The organism is Grimontia indica (genome assembly GCF_000333895.2).
GTDB lineage: Bacteria > Pseudomonadota > Gammaproteobacteria > Enterobacterales > Vibrionaceae > Enterovibrio > Enterovibrio indicus.
This window is the reverse complement of sequence record NZ_ANFM02000060.1, coordinates 20,387-40,846: the sequence shown is the minus strand read 5'-3', so window position 1 is coordinate 40,846 and position 20,460 is coordinate 20,387. Positions and strand designations below refer to the sequence as shown.

17 protein-coding genes are annotated in these 20,460 nt (G+C 48.6%); 8 read left to right on the top strand and 9 right to left on the bottom strand.

Annotated features, from left to right (window positions below; translation table 11 throughout):
• The first annotated feature begins 203 nt into the window (after positions 1–203).
• On the top strand, positions 204–1,262 hold the full coding sequence (gene dinB, locus D515_RS23535; protein ID WP_002542336.1) for a DNA polymerase IV: 1,059 nt from the start codon (positions 204–206) through the stop codon (positions 1,260–1,262).
• A 52-nt stretch (positions 1,263–1,314) separates the two neighbouring features.
• Here the strand turns inward: dinB and D515_RS23530 are convergent, their stop codons facing one another.
• Entirely contained in the window at positions 1,315–2,775 is a 1,461-nt protein-coding gene (locus tag D515_RS23530) for an aminoacyl-histidine dipeptidase (protein ID WP_002542334.1), read from the bottom strand.
• Positions 2,776–2,976: 201 nt separating this feature from the next.
• The gene (locus D515_RS23525) at positions 2,977–4,617 is read right to left on the bottom strand and encodes a methyl-accepting chemotaxis protein (protein ID WP_002542333.1); all 1,641 of its coding nucleotides are present in this window, start codon (positions 4,615–4,617) and stop codon (positions 2,977–2,979) included.
• A gap of 991 nt (positions 4,618–5,608) precedes the next feature.
• On the opposite strand from D515_RS23525, the gene D515_RS23520 reads away from it, so the two are divergent.
• The 7 genes from D515_RS23520 to D515_RS23490 all read left to right on the top strand — a co-directional run bounded on the left by D515_RS23520 (position 5,609) and on the right by D515_RS23490 (position 13,022).
• Positions 5,609–6,895, top strand: a complete 1,287-nt coding sequence (locus D515_RS23520) for an NCS2 family permease (protein ID WP_002542332.1) — start codon at positions 5,609–5,611, stop codon at positions 6,893–6,895.
• A gap of 63 nt (positions 6,896–6,958) precedes the next feature.
• Positions 6,959–7,417 carry a xanthine phosphoribosyltransferase gene (gene gpt, locus D515_RS23515; protein ID WP_002542331.1) on the top strand — a complete coding sequence of 153 codons (459 nt, stop codon included), beginning with the start codon at positions 6,959–6,961 and terminating at the stop codon, positions 7,415–7,417.
• Positions 7,418–7,560: 143 nt separating this feature from the next.
• A complete protein-coding gene (frsA, locus tag D515_RS23510) occupies positions 7,561–8,814 on the top strand; it encodes an esterase FrsA (RefSeq protein ID WP_002542329.1) in 1,254 nt (417 codons plus the stop codon).
• Between the two features lie 210 nt (positions 8,815–9,024).
• The gene (crl, locus tag D515_RS23505) at positions 9,025–9,429 is read left to right on the top strand and encodes a sigma factor-binding protein Crl (RefSeq protein ID WP_002542328.1); all 405 of its coding nucleotides are present in this window, start codon (positions 9,025–9,027) and stop codon (positions 9,427–9,429) included.
• Positions 9,430–9,534: 105 nt separating this feature from the next.
• Positions 9,535–10,692, top strand: a complete 1,158-nt coding sequence (gene proB / locus D515_RS23500) for a glutamate 5-kinase (RefSeq protein WP_002542326.1) — start codon at positions 9,535–9,537, stop codon at positions 10,690–10,692.
• A 51-nt stretch (positions 10,693–10,743) separates the two neighbouring features.
• On the top strand, positions 10,744–11,997 hold the full coding sequence (locus tag D515_RS23495) for a glutamate-5-semialdehyde dehydrogenase (RefSeq protein WP_039850613.1): 1,254 nt from the start codon (positions 10,744–10,746) through the stop codon (positions 11,995–11,997).
• 110 nt (positions 11,998–12,107) lie between these two features.
• Complete coding sequence (locus tag D515_RS23490; RefSeq protein ID WP_039850614.1) at positions 12,108–13,022, top strand: LysR family transcriptional regulator; 915 nt, start codon at positions 12,108–12,110, stop codon at positions 13,020–13,022.
• A 25-nt stretch (positions 13,023–13,047) separates the two neighbouring features.
• Here D515_RS23490 and D515_RS23485 read toward each other — a convergent pair whose 3' ends face one another.
• The 7 genes from D515_RS23485 to D515_RS23455 form a co-directional block, all read right to left on the bottom strand.
• A complete protein-coding gene (locus tag D515_RS23485) occupies positions 13,048–13,929 on the bottom strand; it encodes a YjjW family glycine radical enzyme activase (RefSeq protein WP_002542323.1) in 882 nt (293 codons plus the stop codon).
• Between the two features lie 25 nt (positions 13,930–13,954).
• Complete coding sequence (locus tag D515_RS23480) at positions 13,955–15,496, bottom strand: YjjI family glycine radical enzyme (RefSeq protein WP_002542322.1); 1,542 nt, start codon at positions 15,494–15,496, stop codon at positions 13,955–13,957.
• A 275-nt stretch (positions 15,497–15,771) separates the two neighbouring features.
• Entirely contained in the window at positions 15,772–16,770 is a 999-nt protein-coding gene (locus tag D515_RS23475; RefSeq protein WP_002542320.1) for a hypothetical protein, read from the bottom strand.
• Positions 16,771–17,001: 231 nt separating this feature from the next.
• Entirely contained in the window at positions 17,002–17,967 is a 966-nt protein-coding gene (gene lipA, locus D515_RS23470; RefSeq protein ID WP_002542318.1) for a lipoyl synthase, read from the bottom strand.
• Positions 17,964–18,617, bottom strand: a complete 654-nt coding sequence (gene lipB, locus D515_RS23465) for a lipoyl(octanoyl) transferase LipB (RefSeq protein WP_002542317.1) — start codon at positions 18,615–18,617, stop codon at positions 17,964–17,966. The genes lipA and lipB overlap by 4 nt, the downstream gene beginning before the upstream one ends.
• Positions 18,618–18,742: 125 nt before the next feature.
• On the bottom strand, positions 18,743–19,012 hold the full coding sequence (ybeD, locus tag D515_RS23460) for a DUF493 family protein YbeD (RefSeq protein ID WP_002542316.1): 270 nt from the start codon (positions 19,010–19,012) through the stop codon (positions 18,743–18,745).
• Positions 19,013–19,222: 210 nt separating this feature from the next.
• The gene (locus D515_RS23455) at positions 19,223–20,395 is read right to left on the bottom strand and encodes a serine hydrolase (protein ID WP_002542314.1); all 1,173 of its coding nucleotides are present in this window, start codon (positions 20,393–20,395) and stop codon (positions 19,223–19,225) included.
• Between the last annotated feature and the right edge of the window lie 65 nt (positions 20,396–20,460).

Sequence of the window (20,460 nt, the reverse complement as noted above, 5' to 3'; positions counted from 1 at the left end):
CTCTAAGCGTTTTATGCTTTGTTGAGGTGTATTTGCTTAGAATGCTAGGCGGCACACACCTCGTCGCGCCTAAAACGCTTATAGCGAGAACAAAATTTAACCACCAAAGGTCAACAGCCCCTAACTATCTCAAGGAAATGTAGATTGACAGAATGGTTGTATACTGTGTATATAAACAGTGTCTGATTTGAGCGAATGAGTTTATGAGAAAGATAATCCACGTCGACATGGATTGTTTTTACGCGGCAGTAGAGATGCGGGATAACCCGGCACTGCGCGACATCCCTCTTGCTATTGGTGGTTCTGAAAAGCGCCGAGGGGTGATCTCGACCTGTAATTATATTGCCCGTAAATATGGTGTTCGTTCTGCCATGGCGACGGGCCATGCCTTGAAACTTTGTCCGAATCTTACTGTGATTCGTGGGGACATGAACAAATACAAAAGCGTTTCCCGTCAAATCCGTTCTATCTTCGAGCGCTATACCGACAAAATAGAACCGCTCTCGTTAGATGAAGCATACCTGGATGTTAGTGAATGCTCACTTTTTCGAGGTTCTGCGACCATGATTGCTGAGGATGTCCGTCGTGCTATTCGAGAAGAACTTGGCTTGACTGCATCGGCGGGGATTGCACCAGTAAAATTCGTGGCTAAGGTGGCGTCTGATCTTAATAAACCCGATGGTATGTATGTCGTCACACCCGGTGAGGTCGATGACTTCGTAAAAACGCTAGCACTAGAGAAAATTCCCGGTGTCGGAAAGGTTACCTTGGCAAAGCTTCATGAGATGGGGCTATACAAAGGCGAAGACGTGCAGCAATTTGATAAGAATGCTTTGCTTAAACGGTTTGGAAAGTTTGGTCTGTCTTTATGGAAGCGTTGCCATGGCATTGATGAACGTAGTGTGGAAACAGAGCGTGTCAGAAAGTCAGTAGGCGTTGAGCGAACCTTGCCAGAGGACATTCAAACCGAAGCAGAATGCCTCGATGTTATGGCCTCACTGTTCGAAGAGATGGAAACAAGGCTTAAGCGTGTCTCACCCAATATGGAAATTGTTCGTCAGGGTGTGAAACTCAAATTTTCAGACTTCCAGCAAACCACCGTGGAGCATCGCCAGTGGCGTTATGACAATGCGATGTTCCCTGAGTTATTACGCGAAGCATTAGCGCGTCAGCAGGGAAGGGGGGTGCGACTGATTGGCTTATCTGTTGGTTTGAAATCTGACGATAAGAACCAGCCTTCGCAACTCAGCTTTGAGTGGTAATGGCAGGGAAAAAATAGCAAAAGAGCGCCAATTGGCGCTCTTTCTCTTTGGGTTATGCTTTTTCGGGAATAGCCTTTAGCATTGCCAGCATTTGCTCCCAGAAAAGCCCCACGGTAGCAATTTCCACTTTTTCATCTGGTGAATGTGGGAACTTGATAGTCGGGCCGAAGGAGATCATATCCATGTTTGGATACGGCTCCTTGAATAGGCCACACTCAAGACCGGCGTGAATCACCATGATGTCAGGAGCACGACCATAGATGTCTTCATAGGTTTTTCTGAAAACATGCATGATTTCTGATTCTGGGTCCGGCTTCCAACCCGGGTACGCGCCAGAGAAGGTCACTTTAGCTCCAGCCAGCTCACCGGTGGATTTCAACATGCTTTCTACATAGCTGCGACCACTGTCTGCCAGTGAACGGATCAGGCAGAGTAGGGTCATCTTGTCGTCTTCAGTCGTAATCACGCCAAGGTTAAGCGAGGTTTCAACCACACCGGGAATGTCGTCGCTCATGCGAATCACGCCGTTTGGACAGGCATTGATGGTGGCGATAATACGGCTTTGTACCGAAGGCTTCAGAGCTTGCTCGGAGAGCTCGGCATCCAGAACCGATAGTGCGATGGAGGTCTCTACAGCGCCCAGTTCTTCCTTCAGCAGAGATTCAAAATGACTGAAGAGGTTCGCCAGTTTTTCTTCGTTGGCTGCTGGGACAGCAACATCTGCAAAAGCTTCGCGTGGGATGGCATTGCGAAGTGTACCGCCGCGGACCGAAAGCAGGCGAAGACCCAATTCGTTCGCGTGACCAGCAAGAAAACGGCCCAACAGCTTGTTGGCATTTGCACGGCCGGTGTGAATATCAACACCGGAGTGACCACCTTTTAGGCCTTTAATCTGAAGCGTTTTACCGACGTAGCCGCCGCCTAGAGTCTCGCGCTCCAAAGAGAATGCTATGGAGGCGTCCACGCCACCTGCACAACCCATGTAGATTTCGCCTTCCTGCTCAGAGTCGGTATTCAGGAGGATCTCACCTTCCAACCAACCGGCCTTCAGACCAAACGCGCCAGTCATGCCCGCTTCTTCATCAATGGTCAGCAGAACTTCCAGTGGGCCGTGCTCAATGTCTTTAGACGCAAGGACGGCAAGACATGTCGCCATACCCATACCGTTGTCTGCACCCAGAGTGGTGCCATCGGCGGTAACCCATTCCCCGTCAATGTAAGGACGGATAGGATCTGTCGTGAAATCATGGTCCGTGTTTTCGTTTTTCTGCGGCACCATATCGATATGTGCTTGCAGCACCACACCTTTGCGGTTTTCCATACCCGCTGTGGCTGGCTTTCTGATGATCACGTTGCCGATGTCATCACGGGTAACAGAAAGGCCTTCACTGGTCGCCCAGTCAACAATGTACTGTGCCAGTTGCTCTTCATGCTTGGATGGGTGAGGGATAGAACAGATCTTATCGAAAAACTGCCACACTGGTTGTGGCGATAGTTGGCTGATTTCTGACACAGGCTTTCTCCAGAAAACTAGAAATAAAAAGGCATTTCACAAAGCCAAAACGGCTTCTAATAACAATGATTCTGGCCCATACAACATACCATTTCCATATACAAAAACGGCACGCCACTGGGGCATGCCGTCAAACTAACAGAATTTGTAACGTAAAAGTATGCTTTGTTAAAAGCATATCTCTGAATGGCGAGTGAGAGCTTACATCTTGAACTGACCGATGGCACTTTTTAGCTGAACACCGACGGCTGACAGAGCAAGACTCTGTTCGGTCAGGTCACGGCTTTGCTCAACGGTTTCCCGTCCTTTGCTAACGAGGTTGTGTAAATTAACGTTGATCTCCTCTGTAGCAGCAGCTGTTTGGCTGCATGCAGAAGCTATCGACTGTGTTACCCCTGTGATGTCCCCAACTTTAGTGTCTATCGCAGTTAATGCATGCAAGGTTAACTGGTTATGCTCGGTCGTGGCTTCGGACAGCGTCTGCGTTTTACCTAATTCTGTATTGAGCGAAGAGGCTCGGGATTGGAGTGATGTAATGATGGTTTCAATTTCATCCGTACTTTGTTGAGTGCGAATAGCCAGCGTTCTTACCTCATCGGCAACCACTGCAAATCCCCGTCCCTGATCGCCAGCTCGTGCTGCTTCAATCGCCGCATTCAATGCGAGTAGATTGGTTTGTTCAGCGATGGCACGAATCACGTCCAATACCTGGCCGACATTTTTGGAATCATCGGCCAACATATTTGCTTCGTTGGCAGCACTTTGGAGGCTATCAACCATTCCCTGCATCTGATGATGCATATTGTTCACAACCTTCTGGCCTTGTTGACATTCTTCCGCCGCCAGCTGTGCTTCCTCAGCTGCGTGTGAAGCAGAGGATGCAATCTCTTGATTGCTGGCTAGCAGCTCATTAACAGCAGCCGAAATACTGTCGATCTCTGCACTTTGCTGATTCGCCAATCTTTCAGAGTTCTCTGAAAGGCGCGCCATTTCGTCGGCGGATTTTGCCAGTGTGTCAGAGACTGGGTTGATCTCTCCAACTATGCCGCGAATTTGGTCGATAAAGCGGTTAAAGAATCGGGCTATCTGACTGAGCTCATCGCGACCAGAAGAAGATAATCTATGCGAAAGATCGCCTTCACCGCTGGAGATGTCCTTTAGCGCTTTGGCTGTTTGGGCACTTGGCGCGACGATGGATTGTCCGATAGCAGCGCTGATAAGCAGAACGATTCCGAGAATGACGGCCACACAGGTGACTAGGAACTTAAGCTCTCCAATAAAAGTGGTCTTTACATCGTCGACATAAATGCCCGTTCCCAGAATCCAGCCCCAAGGTTCGAAAAGTTTTACGTAAGACGTTTTTTGTACTGGTATCTCTGAGCCTGGTTTACTCCAAAAATAATCGACGAAACCTGCACCAGAGCGTTTTGCTGTCGCTGCCATTTCCACAAACAGGCGGTTACCAGCTTTATCTTCAAATTGGGAGAGATCCTGACCGTTCAGCTGGGGCTTGATGGGATGGAGGACCATGGCAGGTTTACTGTCGTTGATCCAGAAGTAGTTACTTTGGTCATAGCGTAAAGCAGCAATCGCATCTAACGCGGATTGTTTCGCTTCTTGCTCAGAAATATCCCCATTTTTAAATCGGTTGTAGTGGTGTTCAATCAGCGAGTGTCCGCTATCAACCAGAACCTTGGTTTCGTCTTTTTTATATTCCATCAGCGTTTGATAGTTATGACTGGCAAACAGGTAGATGGGAACAACCATGGCGCTGAGGGTGATTGCGACCAGAATGAAAACGCGGTGGCGGATTTTGATATTACGAATAGCGTCAACAAGCATCAAAGTACATTCCTATGTTGCGGCTGAAGTGGGCGAGCCCGTTTCAGCCTGTCGCCTCCCTGTACCGCTGTTTGCGGCCCTGTGGGAGCGAGTCCTTATTGTTGGTGTCTCATTTATAGTTATGATGTCTACTTTTTCAGCAAGTTGGAGGCGATTCAAGCGATTAAGACTAAATAGCTGGTTGTCTTAACATTTTTCTCAATAACACCTGAAATTGTGTGTAATTAAATTACATAATTGGCAGGTGATTGATATAAAATGTGATCCCGATCGCTTTTATGGTTGTAATAAAATAACAGATAGGCTAGTATCTCACCGTCCCTTGGATTGGGCTGTTTGCCCGGGACATGGCCATGCGCTTTCATTTGTTTATGGATAAGCCCGAAATTTATTCGTCTCCACGGAACCGAGCTTTTAACGAAGCTGCATTCTTTTCGAATTTTTTTGAGGTAATAAGCTGATGAAAGGTAGTTCAGCGTGTCACTACTGGAACCGCGGTTCTGTATACACCACGAATTTTCGGTATCCGGCGACATTCGGATACAACCGCAAGTAAGCTTACTTGTTCCCCCTGAGGGCTAAGGTCCTCAACTGTAATACCCCGCTCTAACAGATACTTTGTTTCCGCAGTTTGGAAACGCCATTTTTATCTGGCGCCACTTTTAAAGTGGCGTTTTTTTTACCTGTGGTCTGGTGAAATATTGACCACCTCTCATTCTGTTGAGTCACTTCTTTATATATCTCTCAGATTTCAACTCAGTACATTTCTTAAGCTGTATTTCCTTCTAACATGATGAGCGCAGAGTGGCGAGTAGTCACTAACGCGAAATGTCGTTTAATTCGTCAGCAATCAAGATTTTTAAACAGTTATTCCCGCTGGAAATTTTGTGATGTGGCGGGTAATATTCGCGTCAAATTTTCACGCAAACGTTTGTGGAAAACGTTTGCGTCAACTTTTGCTAAATTCATACTTTCCAAGGAACCGAAAGCCATGCTTGAGCGTCTTTTTAAACTGAAAGAGCAAGGTACAGATATTAAAACCGAGGTTATTGCGGGACTGACAACATTCCTGACAATGGCTTACATCATTTTTGTAAACCCTGCGATTCTGTCTGAAACAGGCATGGATCGAGGTGCAGTCTTCGTTGCAACCTGTTTGGCGGCGGCGATTGGCTGTTTCATTATGGGTTTGGTAGCAAACTATCCTGTTGCTCAGGCACCAGGTATGGGTCTGAACGCCTTCTTCACTTATACCGTTGTTTTCCAAATGGGCTACTCATGGCAGGTCGCACTGGCTGCGGTATTTCTGTCTGGCGTGTGTTTTATCGCGCTGAGTCTGTTTAAGGTGCGTGAGTGGATTATCCATTCTATTCCGTTATCGCTGCGTACCGGTATCTCTGCCGGTATCGGCATGTTCCTCGCGCTGATTGCACTGCAAAACTCTGGCATTGTTGTCGATCATCCAGCCACTTTGGTTTCAATGGGTGACCTTTCTTCTTTTGGTCCTGCGATGGCGGCTCTGGGTTTCTTCCTGACCATTGGCCTGGTTAACCGCGGTATCAAAGGTGCAGTAATGATTGCGATTCTTATCGTGACTGCGCTGGGCGTACTGTTTGGTGAAATCCAATATGGCGGCATCATGTCTGCGCCACCAAGCATTGCGCCAACCTTCATGCAGCTAGATTTTGCCGGTGCGATGGAAGTGGGTCTGATTTCTATCGTGTTCGCGTTCCTGTTTGTTGACCTGTTTGACACAGCGGGCACCTTGGTAGGTGTGGCGCAAAAAGCTGAGCTTTTGGATAAAGATGGCAAACTGCCGCGTCTGAACCGTGCGCTGTTGGCTGACAGTACGGCAACCACTGTGGGTGCGGTGCTGGGTACATCGAATACCACGTCTTACATTGAAAGTGTGTCAGGTGTTGCTGCGGGGGGCCGTACCGGTCTAACAGCCGTGACCGTAGGTATCATGTTCCTGCTGGCACTGTTCTTCTCGCCACTGGCTGGAATGGTTCCTGCGTATGCGACAGCAGGTGCGCTGTTCTACGTTGCTATTCTTATGATGTCGGGTCTGGTAAGCATTAACTGGCGCGACCTGACTGAAGCGGCACCTGTTGTGGTTGTGTGTTTGCTGATGCCGTTGACCTATTCAATTGCTCACGGTATCGGTCTGGGCTTTATCTCTTACTGTGCTATCAAAGCATTCAGCGGTAAAGGACGTGATGTGCCTATCAGTATTTGGGTTCTTGCTGCCCTGTTCTTGCTGAAATTCGTTATGTAAGACACAATACGCCGCAATCGTTTGACTGAGTTAAATTGGCGTCTAACGCCTGAGGTTTTCTAAATGAGCAACAAGTTTGTTATCACCTGGGACAACATGCAAATGTACACCCGTCAACTGGCTGAAAAACTGCTACCTGCAGATCAATGGAAAGGCATTATCGCGGTAAGCCGTGGTGGTCTGGTTCCTTCAGCGATTTTGGCGCGTGAGCTGGGTATTCGCCATGTGGATACAGTTTGCATTTCTAGCTACGACCACGATCACCAGCGTGATATGCGTGTTCTTAAGAAAGCAGACGGCGACGGCGAAGGCTTCCTGGTAGTGGACGATCTGGTTGATACTGGCGGTACTGCAGAAGTCATTCGTGAAATGTACCCGAAAGCGAAATTCGTGACTGTTTGTGCGAAGCCAGCGGGTAAACACCTGGTAGATGACTATGTCGTAGACATCCCTCAGGATTGCTGGATTGAGCAACCTTGGGACATGGGCGTAACTTTCGTTGAGCCAATCTCAAAGCGCTAATTGCTAAAGAACTTGAAAAGCCCCTCTATGGGGCTTTTTTTATGACCAAATTTAGGCGTCTATCATTCAGGTGAGGTCATGGTTTTGAGCATTTTTGGGTATACAATGGTGTCAGTTCAGTTATTTAATCAAGGAGAGGTTCCGTGAGCGAAACCGAATCCGAAAACCTTTCAGTAAAACTCTTCAAACAGCATAAGCACGCCAGAGAAACATCGACCATTGTTGGGTCGGTCAATCAGTCGCCAAATGGTGTACACAATGCATTGGATGGTGACAGCGATAACAGCTGGTACCGTACACTCCGTCGTCCGCAGTGGATTTGGCAAGGTGTTGATCCGATTGATATGGAAGCCACTCTGGCGCGTATTGCGGGTTCTGATAACAATCGAAGCAATGAGACCCTTCTGGATACCGTTGTTGGCTATCGTCCTGGCAACTGGTCTTATGAATGGACACAGGGGGGCATGAAGCACCAAAAACTGGCGCAGGACTGTGAAGAGCAGGGAAAAAAAGTGGAAGCAGCTGAGCATTGGCTACGCGCTTGCACCCATTTCAGTATTGCTGCCTATCCGCACCTAAAAGGCGATCATCTGTCTTTGCAGGCTGAAGTTTTAGCGAACAAAGCTTTCCATTCAGCCATTGAAAAGTCCCCATACAAAATCAAAAACATTGTCACTAAAGTTGACGGTAAACCCCTCGAAGGCTTCTTATACCTTCCCCACACCAATGAACCTTTGCCTACTGTGATCATCAGCGGTGGTTTGGATGCATTGCAGACCGACTTATGGCGCCTGTTCGAAACATACTTTGCTCCGGCGAATATCGCCATGCTGACATTGGACATGCCGTCAGTGGGTCGTAGCAGCCATTGGTCTTTAACCGAAGATACCAGCAAACTGCATCAGGCGATGCTGAGTGAGCTCGCCTCAGTACCTTGGGTTGATCATCATCGTGTTGGCTGTATGGGTGTACGTTTTGGCGGTAACGCTGCAGTTCGTATGGCATTTGTCGAGCAAAACCGCATTAAGTCGTGTGTCTCCATTGGTGGTGTTCTGCATTCAATGTTGAGTGACATGCAGCGTCTCAATGCTATCCCTCCTATGTATTTGGATACCATTGCATCGCGTATGGGGAAATCACAGGCTTCAGCCTCTTTTCTCACCCAACTTCAGGCGTTGTCTCTGAAAAATCAGGGGTTACTGACCGGGCGGAAAACCAAGGTGCCGGTACTGGCAATGAGTCTTGAGGGAGATCCTGTCTGCCCAGATACAGACAATCAACTGGCCGCGCTTTACAGCTACGGTGGTAAAGCCAAGACGCTCCCCAATAAGCCACTGCATGACGGATATCACAGAATAATGACTGAGGCTGTGAAATGGTTTAAGGATACCTTGTGATCTAGATCTTCTTAACGGCGTGGGGCGTTCATTAAATGCTCAAAGCATTGCTCGATGGGACGATATATTGATCGTAGCGTGTTATACAGACATGAACTGCTGGTAAAAATACACATAATTAAAACAGGGGCTTTGCGCTAATTAGCCCCTCTTTTTACCTATATGCAGTCGTGTTGAAACGGACTTTTTCTCGTATTATGGGAGCTTGCTATGACCGATGAAACCAAAACACTTTCACATGGACGCCTGCTGACGCGTTTCGCACAACTGGGTCCCTATCTGCGCCAGAATAAATGCTCAGAAGAAGGTTACTTCTTCGATTGTCTTTCCGCCTGTGTCAATGCCAAAAAATCTCCTGAAAGCCGGGAGTTTTGGGGCTGGTGGATGGAAATTTCACCCAAAGAGGGTGGTTTTGAGTATGCCTATACTTTTGGCAAGTTTGACACTGTAGGCGAATGGAAAGAGGAGAATGTGCCAAATAAATCCTCTACCGAAGTGAAAGCCTCGCTAGATGCTTTTTATTCAAAAATAACTGATTTTGTCGAAGGTGAACTGGGATTGGAAATCACTGCCAAGCCTTCGCTGAAGCAGCCTAAGCTGGGCTCTGCCGCTTAAACCTCTTCTTTTGATGAATTATGTGATTGAGTTGCTTTAATCACTTGTTATCTTGGTCTGGGATTGATAAAAGAAGGGCTTAATCGCTTTTATGTTGTCAATGTCATGTCAGGCCAAGAAAACGTTTCATCTCTCTATTCTGGTGCTGGCGATACTTCTGATCGCCAGACCATCGTCGTCAAACTCGGTACCAGCGTACTGACCGGCGGCTCCAAGAAAATCGACCGCGCACACCTTGTTGAATTGGTGCGTCAATGCGCCATGCTTATCCGTCAGGGACACAAAGTCATTGTTGTCACCTCTGGTGCGATTGCTGCGGGTCGTGAACACCTCAACTATCCCGAACTTGCGCCGACCATTGCTAACAAGCAAATGCTGGCTGCGGTAGGTCAAAGCCGCCTAATCCAGGAATGGGAAAGCATGTTTGCCATTTATGGCATTAACATTGGTCAAATGCTTCTGACCCGTGCTGATTTAGATGACCGAGAGCGTTACCTCAATGCACGCGACATGTTGCAAGCACTGCTGGCAAATAACATTGTACCAGTGGTGAATGAAAACGATGCAGTTGCGACGGCAGAAATCAAAGTCGGTGACAATGATAACCTGTCAGCGCTGGTTGCGATATTGGCCGAAGCAGACAAGCTTTTGTTGCTGACTGACCAACCGGGTCTATTCACTGCTGATCCACGCAGCAATCCTGATGCAGAGCTTATTCGCGAAGTACATACCATCGACGAGACCCTACACAAGCTGGCGGGTGGCAGTGTCAGTGGGTTAGGTACGGGTGGTATGGCAACCAAACTGCAGGCAGCAGACGTTGCCCGCCGTGCAGGCATTGAAGTGACGATCGCAGCAGGCAGTCGTCCGGAAGTGATTCAACATTTGGTGGATGGCAAAGAAGCGGGTACGCGCTTCCTTCCGTTGGAATCACCTTTAGAAAGCCGCAAACGTTGGATTCTCGCTGGGCCTCCTCCAGCGGGGAACATCATTATTGACGACGGTGCAGCGAAAGCAGTGGTTGAGCGTCACAGCAGCCTGTTATCAAAAGGCATTACTGGCGTGGAAGGTCATTTTGACCGCGGCTCAGTAGCACGCATCTGTAACCAGAATGGTAAACAGCTGGCGCGCGGTATTTGTCGCTACTCAAGCAAAGATCTCAGCGCGATCGCGGGTCGACATAGCCAGGACATTCAAGATATTCTGGGATACGCTCACGGCGCGGTCGCAGTGCACTGCGACGACTTGGTCGTTATCGATTAATCAGACTGTGGCAGAAGCCGCGGTTATTCAGGAAGAGCAATAGAGGCTGAAATGAGTCTTCAACAAATGGGACGTGCAGCAAAAGACGCTGCTTACGCACTGGCAACGGCACCGACAGCGCAAAAGAACAAAGCGCTGGCAGTCATTGCTGACGAATTGGAAGCGAACGCAGCAACTATCCTTGCTGCCAATGCAAAAGACATTGATGCGGGACGCGAAGCGGGTTTGCCCGACGCGATGCTGGATCGTCTTTTGCTGAACGAAGCGCGTTTAGCAGGCATTGCTGCTGACGTTCGCAACGTGATTTCGCTGTCTGATCCCGTCGGCAGCGAGATTGACTGCAAAGTGCTGGAAAACGGCATGACATTGAGCCGTCGCCGCGAACCCATTGGCGTGATTGGCGTGATCTATGAAGCGCGCCCGAACGTGACCATTGATATCGCTTCTTTGTGTCTGAAAACCGGTAATGCGAGCATTCTGCGTGGTGGTCGTGAAACCTTCCACTCAAACGTTGAGCTGGTGAAAGTGATTCAGACGGCGCTGGAAAAAGCCGATTTGCCAGCCGCATCTGTGCAGTACATTGAAAAGCCAGATCGCGAGCTTGTGGGTGAGCTGCTTCGCTTGGACGAGTATGTTGATATGATCATCCCTCGCGGCGGCGCGGGACTTCACAAGATGTGTAAGGAAAACAGCACGATTCCTGTGATTATTGGCGGCTTCGGCATTAGTCACTTGTTCGTAGACAAAACTGCTGATCTCGAGCGCTCGCTGGATGTGATCATTAATTCCAAGGTTCAACGTCCTTCTGCGTGTAATGCGCTGGATACCTTACTGGTACACGAAGCGGTTGCTGCTGACGTGCTGCAAAAACTGACGCCACTGTTCAATGACAACAAGCTGAAAATTGTTGCCGATAAAGCGTCGCTGCCATTGTTGGGCGGTGTTGCAGATCTGCAAGAAGTGGCAGAAGGTGATTTTGACACCGAATGGCTGAGCTACACACTGGGCGTGGCTGTGGTCGCCGATGTGCATGCAGCGCTTAAACACATGCGTGATCACAATGCGAGCCACTCAGATGCCATTTTGACCAACGATCTGGCAGCAGCAGAAGCCTTCATCAACGGTGCAGGTTCTGCGGCGGTATACGTGAACGCATCAACGCGCTTCACAGACGGCGCACAGTTCGGTCTGGGGGCAGAGGTTGCGGTATCGACTCAGAAACTGCACGCACGTGGTCCTATGGGCTTAGAAGAGCTGACCACCTACAAGTGGGTCGGTAAAGCAGACTACCTGCCACGCGCTTAACCCGCGCACCGAATGAATATTGAAAGGCACGCGAAAGCGTGCCTTTTTCTTTTCTGCCAATCTCTTTGAAGGTAATCTCTCGCCAACCTTTACGATTGAAAAAGACCACCATGGATTACACCACGCTCTCCCGCATCAGCCTGAAAAACCTCACTGTGATGCATGTGCTTTTAATGACGCACAGCGTGACACAAACGGCAGAGATTCTTTGCGTGACGCCATCAAGTGTCAGTAAGGCATTGGGGCAGCTCAAATCCGATCTGAATGATGAACTATTTTTCCGTCGTGGCAACCAACTGATGCCGACGCAATACGCGCTCAGCATTGGTCCTGCTATCCATAACGTGCTTTCCAACATCAGCGGTATTTTTGAGCAGGGTGAATTCGCACCGGAGAGGTTTGGCGGCAGTCTGTCACTCGCCATGCGGGAAAGTACGTTTGAGCTTTTCGCGCCCACGCTATGTGATATTTCGCAAAAGCTAGGCACTAATGCGCAGCTCAGTATTTCCACTAAGGAGCAATTCAGTTTCGAAGCGCTGCTCAGTGGGAAACTGGATTTTCTCGTACTTCCTCACGACGTCAGTCAGCCACCGACGCTCAGCAAGAGCCTTGTCTGGCAGACGATTTTGGAGGATGAGATGGTGTGTTTGATGAACCCAAACCATCCGTTGGCAGGTACAGAGTTAGACATTGATGGCTACCTGAGTTGTCGCCATATCAACGTGATAGATAAAGATTTGTCAGAGCCGTATTTCGAACAAACTCTGACCCAGCACCATGGTGCGCGCCAGATAGCCATGCGCGTGGCGGACTTTGGGTCGGCAGCATCCACCTGTCACCACTCAAACTATTTGTTTACCTGCTCTAAACGTTGGGCGGAAACTGCCTTGCAGGCAAAAGGGCTGGTGGCGAAACCTTTACCTTTCGATTATGGGCAAGTCGCGTACAGCTTAGTGTGGAATACCGTGAGCTTAAATAACCCTGCATGTCGTTGGCTGCACAGCCAGCTTATTGCCGAGAGTTAAAAGCCTGCGAAAACATGATGGTGAGTTAGGTATAAATGGTCTGTTTCAGCATCGGACGCTGAATGCGGGCGAAGAGCAAATCGTGGAAGCGATCCATTTCCGCTTCACTGCATTTTTCCCACTCTAATGCCTGACCCATCACGCCATGATGCTGAAAGGCATTGAGGCGAATTTGAACCGACTCCGGCAGTTTGTTGAGGTACACGCCGACAGCATCCACTTCCGTATCCAAGTCACTTTTCCCCGGAATATGAAGCAAACGCACTTCGTGCAGTTTTCCCATTTCAGCCAACAGGTCGATAGTATCAATGACGCGGTGTTTATCGCGGCCAATAAGCCAGCGGTGCGTCTCTGATTGCCACGATTTTAAATCAATCATTGCGCCATCAAGGTAAGGGGCAACACGCTCCCAACCTGCACGCGACAATGACCCGTTGCTGTCGATAAAGCATGTCAGGTGTGACAAAGCAGGATCGGCTTTTACGGCTTTGAACAGCTCAATAATGAACGGCAGTTGCAGCGTGGCTTCCCCCCCTGACACGGTAATGCCGTTCAGGAAAAAGTGGTGTTGGCGAACCAAGGTCAGCATGTCGTCCAAACTGTAGCTGACAATTTTTGGATTGGATTTATGAGGGCACACGTCGATGCAAAGATCGCAGTGGGTACACTTTGCCGCATCCCAAACTACTTTGCCTTCAGCACTGAATGACAGGGCTTCAGCCGGGCAGGGCGCGACACAATCGCCGCAATCAGTGCAGTGATTGATGGTATGCGGGTTGTGGCAGGTAATGCAGTCGAAATTGCAGCCCTGCAAAAAGATGACCAGGCGGTTGCCCGGTCCATCGACACAAGAGAATGTCAGGATACGGCTGACCAATGCATTTGTCTTACTCGGTTTCACTGACATTCTCCGGTGGGTTCGCTATCTGCGATTACTTGTAAACAGGCGTGGTCTCGAAGCTCACCACACGTGGTGCGCGGTCAAGAATACCTGTGTTGCAAGCCGCTTCTGCGCCCAGCCACGTGGTGTTCTTACGAGAGCCTTCATCGTCGTATTTCGCGATGTCAGACAGTTTGATCATGTAACCCGTTACGCGTACCAGATCGTTTGACGCAACGTTCGCGGTGAACTCGCGGTAGCCCATGTTGATTGCACCCTTACACAGGTTGAACATGGCTTCTGGGTTAGATTTTACGGTCTCGTCGATGGTCAGAATGTCACTGATACCCGAGGTGTAGTATTTGTGGTGACCAGCGGTTGCGTGCACGTAAGTCACTGGGTCTGGTTCAGTACCATAGGGAATACGAACACCTGGGGTTACGTCTTTATCGATACTGATGCCACCTTGTGAGTGCAGAACCGCTTTACCGTTCAGGCCATACTTCACAGGGCTTGCTTCAACAATCTCAGCCAGCTTTGCAGAGATCGCGTGGCCCAGCTCGTTGGCTGCAATGTCGTGACCGTACTTCAGTGACTGACCGTCTTTTTCCATCAGGATGTTGACGGCTTCCGCCATACCGTAAATACCGAACATAGGCGCGAAACGACCTTCTTCAATCAGACCTTCTGTTGCCAGGAAGTGTTTGAAGTAGTTTGAAGATTCGTGCAGGAAGCTGCTACGAACGTCCATCAGTTCAACCATCAGCTTGCTGTAAGTTGGCAGCACAGCGCTCAGGAAGTCTTCAGCACTTTCCGCTTTCTCAGCCGCGTGCTTCAGGTTCATACGCACCAGCGTGTTAGAACCGCCAGCCAGTGGCAGGGAGTTGTAGCAGCTTACGATACCGAAACGCTTGTCACCGTAAGCGGCAGCGTGCATTGGGTAGTTCGCGATGTGTGGCTTGCTGCACTCAACGATGTTTGAGGTCGCTTGACGCAGCAGATCGTCAGACGTTACCGCTGGGTCGTACATGAACGTCAAGTTCGGTGCGATTTGCTTCAGCTCAGCATCCACGCGCAGGATAGTGCGACAGATGATGTTGTCTGCTGGGCCAATGTTTGCGTGCATGAATGCGTCTGGCAGGGTGCGGTCCAGCATAATCCAGAAACGCTTAATTTTTTGGTAGATCTCTTCGTCTGACAGATCGCCCACGTAAGGCATCAGTACGTCATCCAGTTGACCCACATATACAGGAATGTTGGTTACTGATGGTACGTGGTGGTAGATGATGTTCAGCATGTTCAGCGCATCATCAAGGTTCTCTGCTGGAGACAGCTCTAGGTACTCAGAGCCCTGAGACAGGAACTTTGCGTAGTCTGGCAGCACGTAGCGTGGCTTGAATGGTGCGTGACCTTCAAACATGTCACAGATAACGCCGTCTTTCATCGCCTGCTCGATATCGTCAGAGATATCCATGTAAGGCAGGCTTGCTTCTGCTTCCAACGCCAGCCATTGGTTTTTCTGCTTTGGTGACAGGGTTGGGTTGTTGATGATTTGGTAGAAACGTTCTTGAAGTTCTGTCAGATGCTTGCTCATGGAAAAGACCCTACTTTAATTTGGGTTTATTCTAAGCTTGAATCCGGTTTGCCACTATTGAACAATCAAGAAGCCTATTTTTCCAAAATGGAAATCCGTGTTGTGTGCGAAATAGGCGTTTAAAAGACTTGAAGGAGAAGGGGGGGGGGGAGAGTTAGAAAGCACGCTGTCGTCGAGGTTGCGTAGTGTAACTAAAAACTCCCCTTTTTAGTGATTAGCCTAGATGGGGCTGCGATAGACAAAAATAAGGGGAACATTAAGTTTGTTGCTCGTTGTTACCTTACCTGCCTCTGATTTAGATTTTCATAGAAGCTTTTACCATTAATGGTAAGTTGATATTTGTCAGTTTCCGGTATCTTTTGAACCAATTTGTTAAGAACCAGTTGAACCATCGTAGAATCAAATAAGTCAGGGCGTAATCCAAAATCCCTCTGATGTTTATCTCCTAAGAACAAACCTTCTAAGATTCTTTTGTATCTTTTCTGTGTATGCTCATCGGTATTGAAGTAGAAACTGACATTGTTGTGTATATCTTCATCATTATCGATTTCGTCAGGCTTTTGTTGTGTAATTGTCACCGCGCTTCGTTGGCTTTCATTAAAGTCTTCACTGATATCGCTGGACTCAGCAGTATTATGCCCAGTATTAACTCTAAAAGTGCTGTTATCGTTTTCTAATTCTTCTACTTTCTTCTGTAGGTTCTTTATCGTATCAAGAAGCTCTTGTTGGGGTTCTTTCGAATTAGTTTCTCCCCCTCGCTTCTCATTAATTAACTCTTGGAGTTCTTTTATTTGCCTATCTCTAGCTTCAACAGCCCTATCTTTCCGCTCTATTTGTTCTTCAAAATGCTTTTCTGTTTCTGCAAGTTGATTGCGGATAGCTTTAGATTGCTCCAACGTAAGAAGTTCGTTTTCTTGCTTTTCATTTTTTAAATCGTTTAGAACCTTCTGCCTACCTAGGCTAAAGCGATAAACCCATTCAGCAGGATAAGTAAATACGAATAGGTAAGCCATTGAGGTAATAAACGGGAGTAAGATCCCTTGCCAGTAAATCTCATAGTTGCTGCTATACAAAACATGCACGTAGCGGAGCTTCTCAGGAAATGTCATTCCAGATATCCATAACAGGAGAAACTTATAGTTCCACGCGGCCCAAGAAACAATAAGACTTCCCAATAGAGGGCTAACTGCACGCTCATAGAGATATGCTTTTATTGAGGTCATGGCATCAGCTAACAAATTTAAACCCATAAAATTAAAAACTAACCAATGCATACTATATGCTTTTTAATCAATGGGTTGAATAGCTAGATGTGTGTTTATCATATGTATATTCAAGCCCGTAGTGATTAGGGTTAGCGAAAATGGCTATTCTTTCCTCCAAAGGTGAATACTGCTAAGCAGCACAACATTTTTTCTCATATGCACATAGAAAGGCCTAAACGACCAAAAACAAAAAACGCCGAGCAATGCTCGGCGTTTTCGTGTTCAGATTTGCGTCAGCGCTTACTTGATTTCTACGCCCTGCGCTTGCAGGTCTGCGTGGTAAGAAGAGCGAACGAACGGACCACAAGCTGCGTGAGTAAAGCCCAGCCCCAGTGCAATCTCTTTCAGCTCATCAAACTCTTCTGGCGGCACGTAACGCTCTACCGGCAGGTGGTGACGACTTGGTGCCAAGTATTGGCCCAGTGTCAGCATGGTCACACCGTGTGCACGCAGATCTTTCAGCACTTCGATGATCTCTTCTTTGGTCTCGCCCAGACCCATCATCAGACCGGATTTGGTTGGGACGTTTGGATGCATCTCGCCGAATTTCTTCAGCAGTTCCAGAGACCATTTGTAGTTCGCACCCGGACGCGCTTTACGGTAAAGGCGTGGTGCGGTTTCCAGATTGTGGTTGAACACATCTGGTGGGTTGTCTTTCAGAAGCTCAAGCGCGGTGTCCATACGGCCACGGAAATCAGGCACCAGTGTTTCGATGCGGATTTCTGGGTTCAGGGCACGGATTTCGCGGGTACAGTCAGCAAAGTGTTTCGCACCACCGTCACGAAGATCATCACGGTCTACTGAAGTCACAACCACGTATTTCAGCTTCATGTCGCTGATGGTTTTTGCCAGTTTCGCTGGCTCATTTTCATCAGGCTGGTTTGGACGGCCGTGTGCCACATCGCAGAACGGACAGCGACGGGTACAAATGGCACCCAGAATCATGAAGGTTGCGGTGCCGTGGTTGAAACATTCCGCCAGATTAGGGCAGGACGCTTCTTCGCATACCGAATGCAGATTGTTTTTGCGAAGCGCAGACTTAATGTCTTGGATACGCTTGCTGTCCGCAGGCAGCTTGATCTTCATCCACTCAGGTTTGCGCAGCATCTCTTTTTGTTCGGTCGGCATGTTCTTGACCGGGATGAGCGCCATTTTGTCTGCGTCGCGGTACTTAACACCGCGTTCCATCTGGATCGGTTTGCTCATAGTTGATTGCTTTCTGTTAGGGACTCGACCTGATCATAGCCCAGATGCGAAGTCAGTTTCTCTACTAACACAGGGTATAGCTCGGTCAGTGAAGCCGGGCCCCCTAAATCGACGGTTTGTGTCATTGCCATGCCTTCATAACCGCAAGGGTTGATACGAAGGAAGGGTGACAAGTCCATATTGACGTTAAGCGCCAGCCCATGGAAAGAGCAGCCTCGACGGATACGAAGACCCAGCGAGCAAATTTTGTCGTTACCCACATACACGCCCGGCGCATCAGGACGCGCACGGGATTCAATACCGTAATGGGCGAGGGTATCGATCACAATGTTCTCAATCGACGTGACCAGCTCTCGCACACCCAGCTTTTTGCGTTTCAGATCGATCAGGAAGTAAGCCACCTGCTGGCCCGGGCCATGATAAGTCACCTGACCACCACGATCACTCTGTACTACCGGGATATCCCCCGTTGCTAACAAGTGTTCAGCTTTTCCCGCCTGCCCTTGGGTAAACACAGGTTCGTGCTCTACCAGCCAGATTTCGTCAGTTGTATCGGCATTACGCTCGTCAGTGAAAGCATGCATGTCTTTCCACGTTGGCTCGTAAGGACGCAATCCGAGTTGTCTGATAATGAGGCGGTTCTGCTGCAATGTACACCTGCCAGAATTGAATATGATGGGGATAGCTGTCTCAGTCACGACATTATAATGACAGACGGCTGAAATAACAGCCGCCTAATCGTATGGGTATTGTGGTTCTTTAGTCTGATAGAGGATTACAGAACCATACGCACGATTTCAATGTCACCCAGTTCTTTGTACAGCGTTTCAACTTGTTCAATAGAGGTGGCCGTAATGGTGACTGAAACTGCGTTGTAAGTGCCTTTGCCGCTTGGCTTAACGCTTGGGCTGTAATCGCCCGGTGCGTGGCGCTGGATCACTTCCAAAACCAGATCTGTCAGCTCTGGCTTCGCGTATCCCATGACCTTGTAAGTGAACTTACACGGGAATTCCAGCAGGTCTTTTAGTTTTGGTTGCTCTTGCATTTATAACTCCAGAATTGGTCACAGATCTTTCTCTGTTGACCCAAAATATATGTGCAGATGATCACGCAATTTGTTGGGAACGAATAGTAATCGTCCTGTGTTGAGAAAACAAGTTGGTGACTTTTTCTTTGATTCCTGCCTTATATTGGGGTGGGGATGAGAAATAAAAAGGGCAGCCATTGGCTGCCCTTGAAAGTTGTAGCTTTAATCTTAGAACAAGTTCTTGAAGAACATGATGATGTAGTCCATCAGACGGCTGAACAAGCCACCTTCCTGTACATCGTTCAATGCTACCAATGGGTATTCCGCGATGTCTTCACCGTCAACTTGGTAGTAAAGCTTACCAACAACATCGCCTTTCGCGATTGGTGCTTCCAGTGTTTTCTCAAGTACAAAGCTTGCTTCCAAGTCTTTTGCCTTACCGCGTGGCAGGGTGACGTAGGTATCTTCAGAAACGCCCAGTGCAACTTGGTCGGTATCACCCATCCACACTTTCTCAGTCACGAAAGTTTCGTTCGCTTTGTGTGGTGCGACGGTTTCGAAGAAACGGAAGCCGTAGTTCAGCAGTTTCTTGCTTTCAGCCTTACGTGCGTTTGCACTGTTGGTGCCCATGACAACCGCAACCAGACGCATGTCACCTTCGGTTGCTGAACTGACCAGGCTGTAGCCTGCTTTGTCAGTGTGGCCGGTTTTGATGCCGTCCACGTTCATGCTCTTGTCCCATAGCAGGCCGTTACGGTTGTACTGGGTAATGCCGTTATAGGTGTAAGACTTCTCGTTGTAAATGCGGTACTCGTCCGGCACGTCTCGGATCAATGCCTGACCCAACAGCGCCATGTCATAAGGCGTGGTGTAGAGGTCATCATCATCTAGGCCATGGGAGTTCGAAAACTTGGTGTCATTCATACCCAGGGTTTTCGCCCAGCCATTCATCAGGTCGACAAACGAGTCTTCAGAACCTGCAATGTGCTCAGCCATTGCCACACAAGCATCATTACCAGACTGGATGATGATGCCGCGATTCAGGTCTTCCACTTTTACCGTGGTGCCGACTTCGATGAACATCTTCGAGCTGCCAGGGAAGTTTTTCGCCCAGGCGTTTTTGCTGATAACGACATCATCATCAAGGCTGATGTTGCCACGTTCAACTTCCTGACCGATCACATAGCTGGTCATCATCTTGGTCAGGCTGGCCGGGTTAAGACGTTCGTAGGCGTTGTTTTCCGCCAGGATCTTACCCGAGTTGTAATCCATCAGTACGTACCCTTTTGCCGCGATTTGAGGCGCATCCGGGACGACGGTTGGGGCTGCAACGGCTGCAGCAGAAGAAAAGACAGCAGTCGATAAGACTAAAGAGCGCAACAATGAGGGTGATTTTTTCATAGATTTAGGTACTTACTTGGTATTTCTTCAGTCAAAAAACTGTCGACACTATAACAGATAGCCTG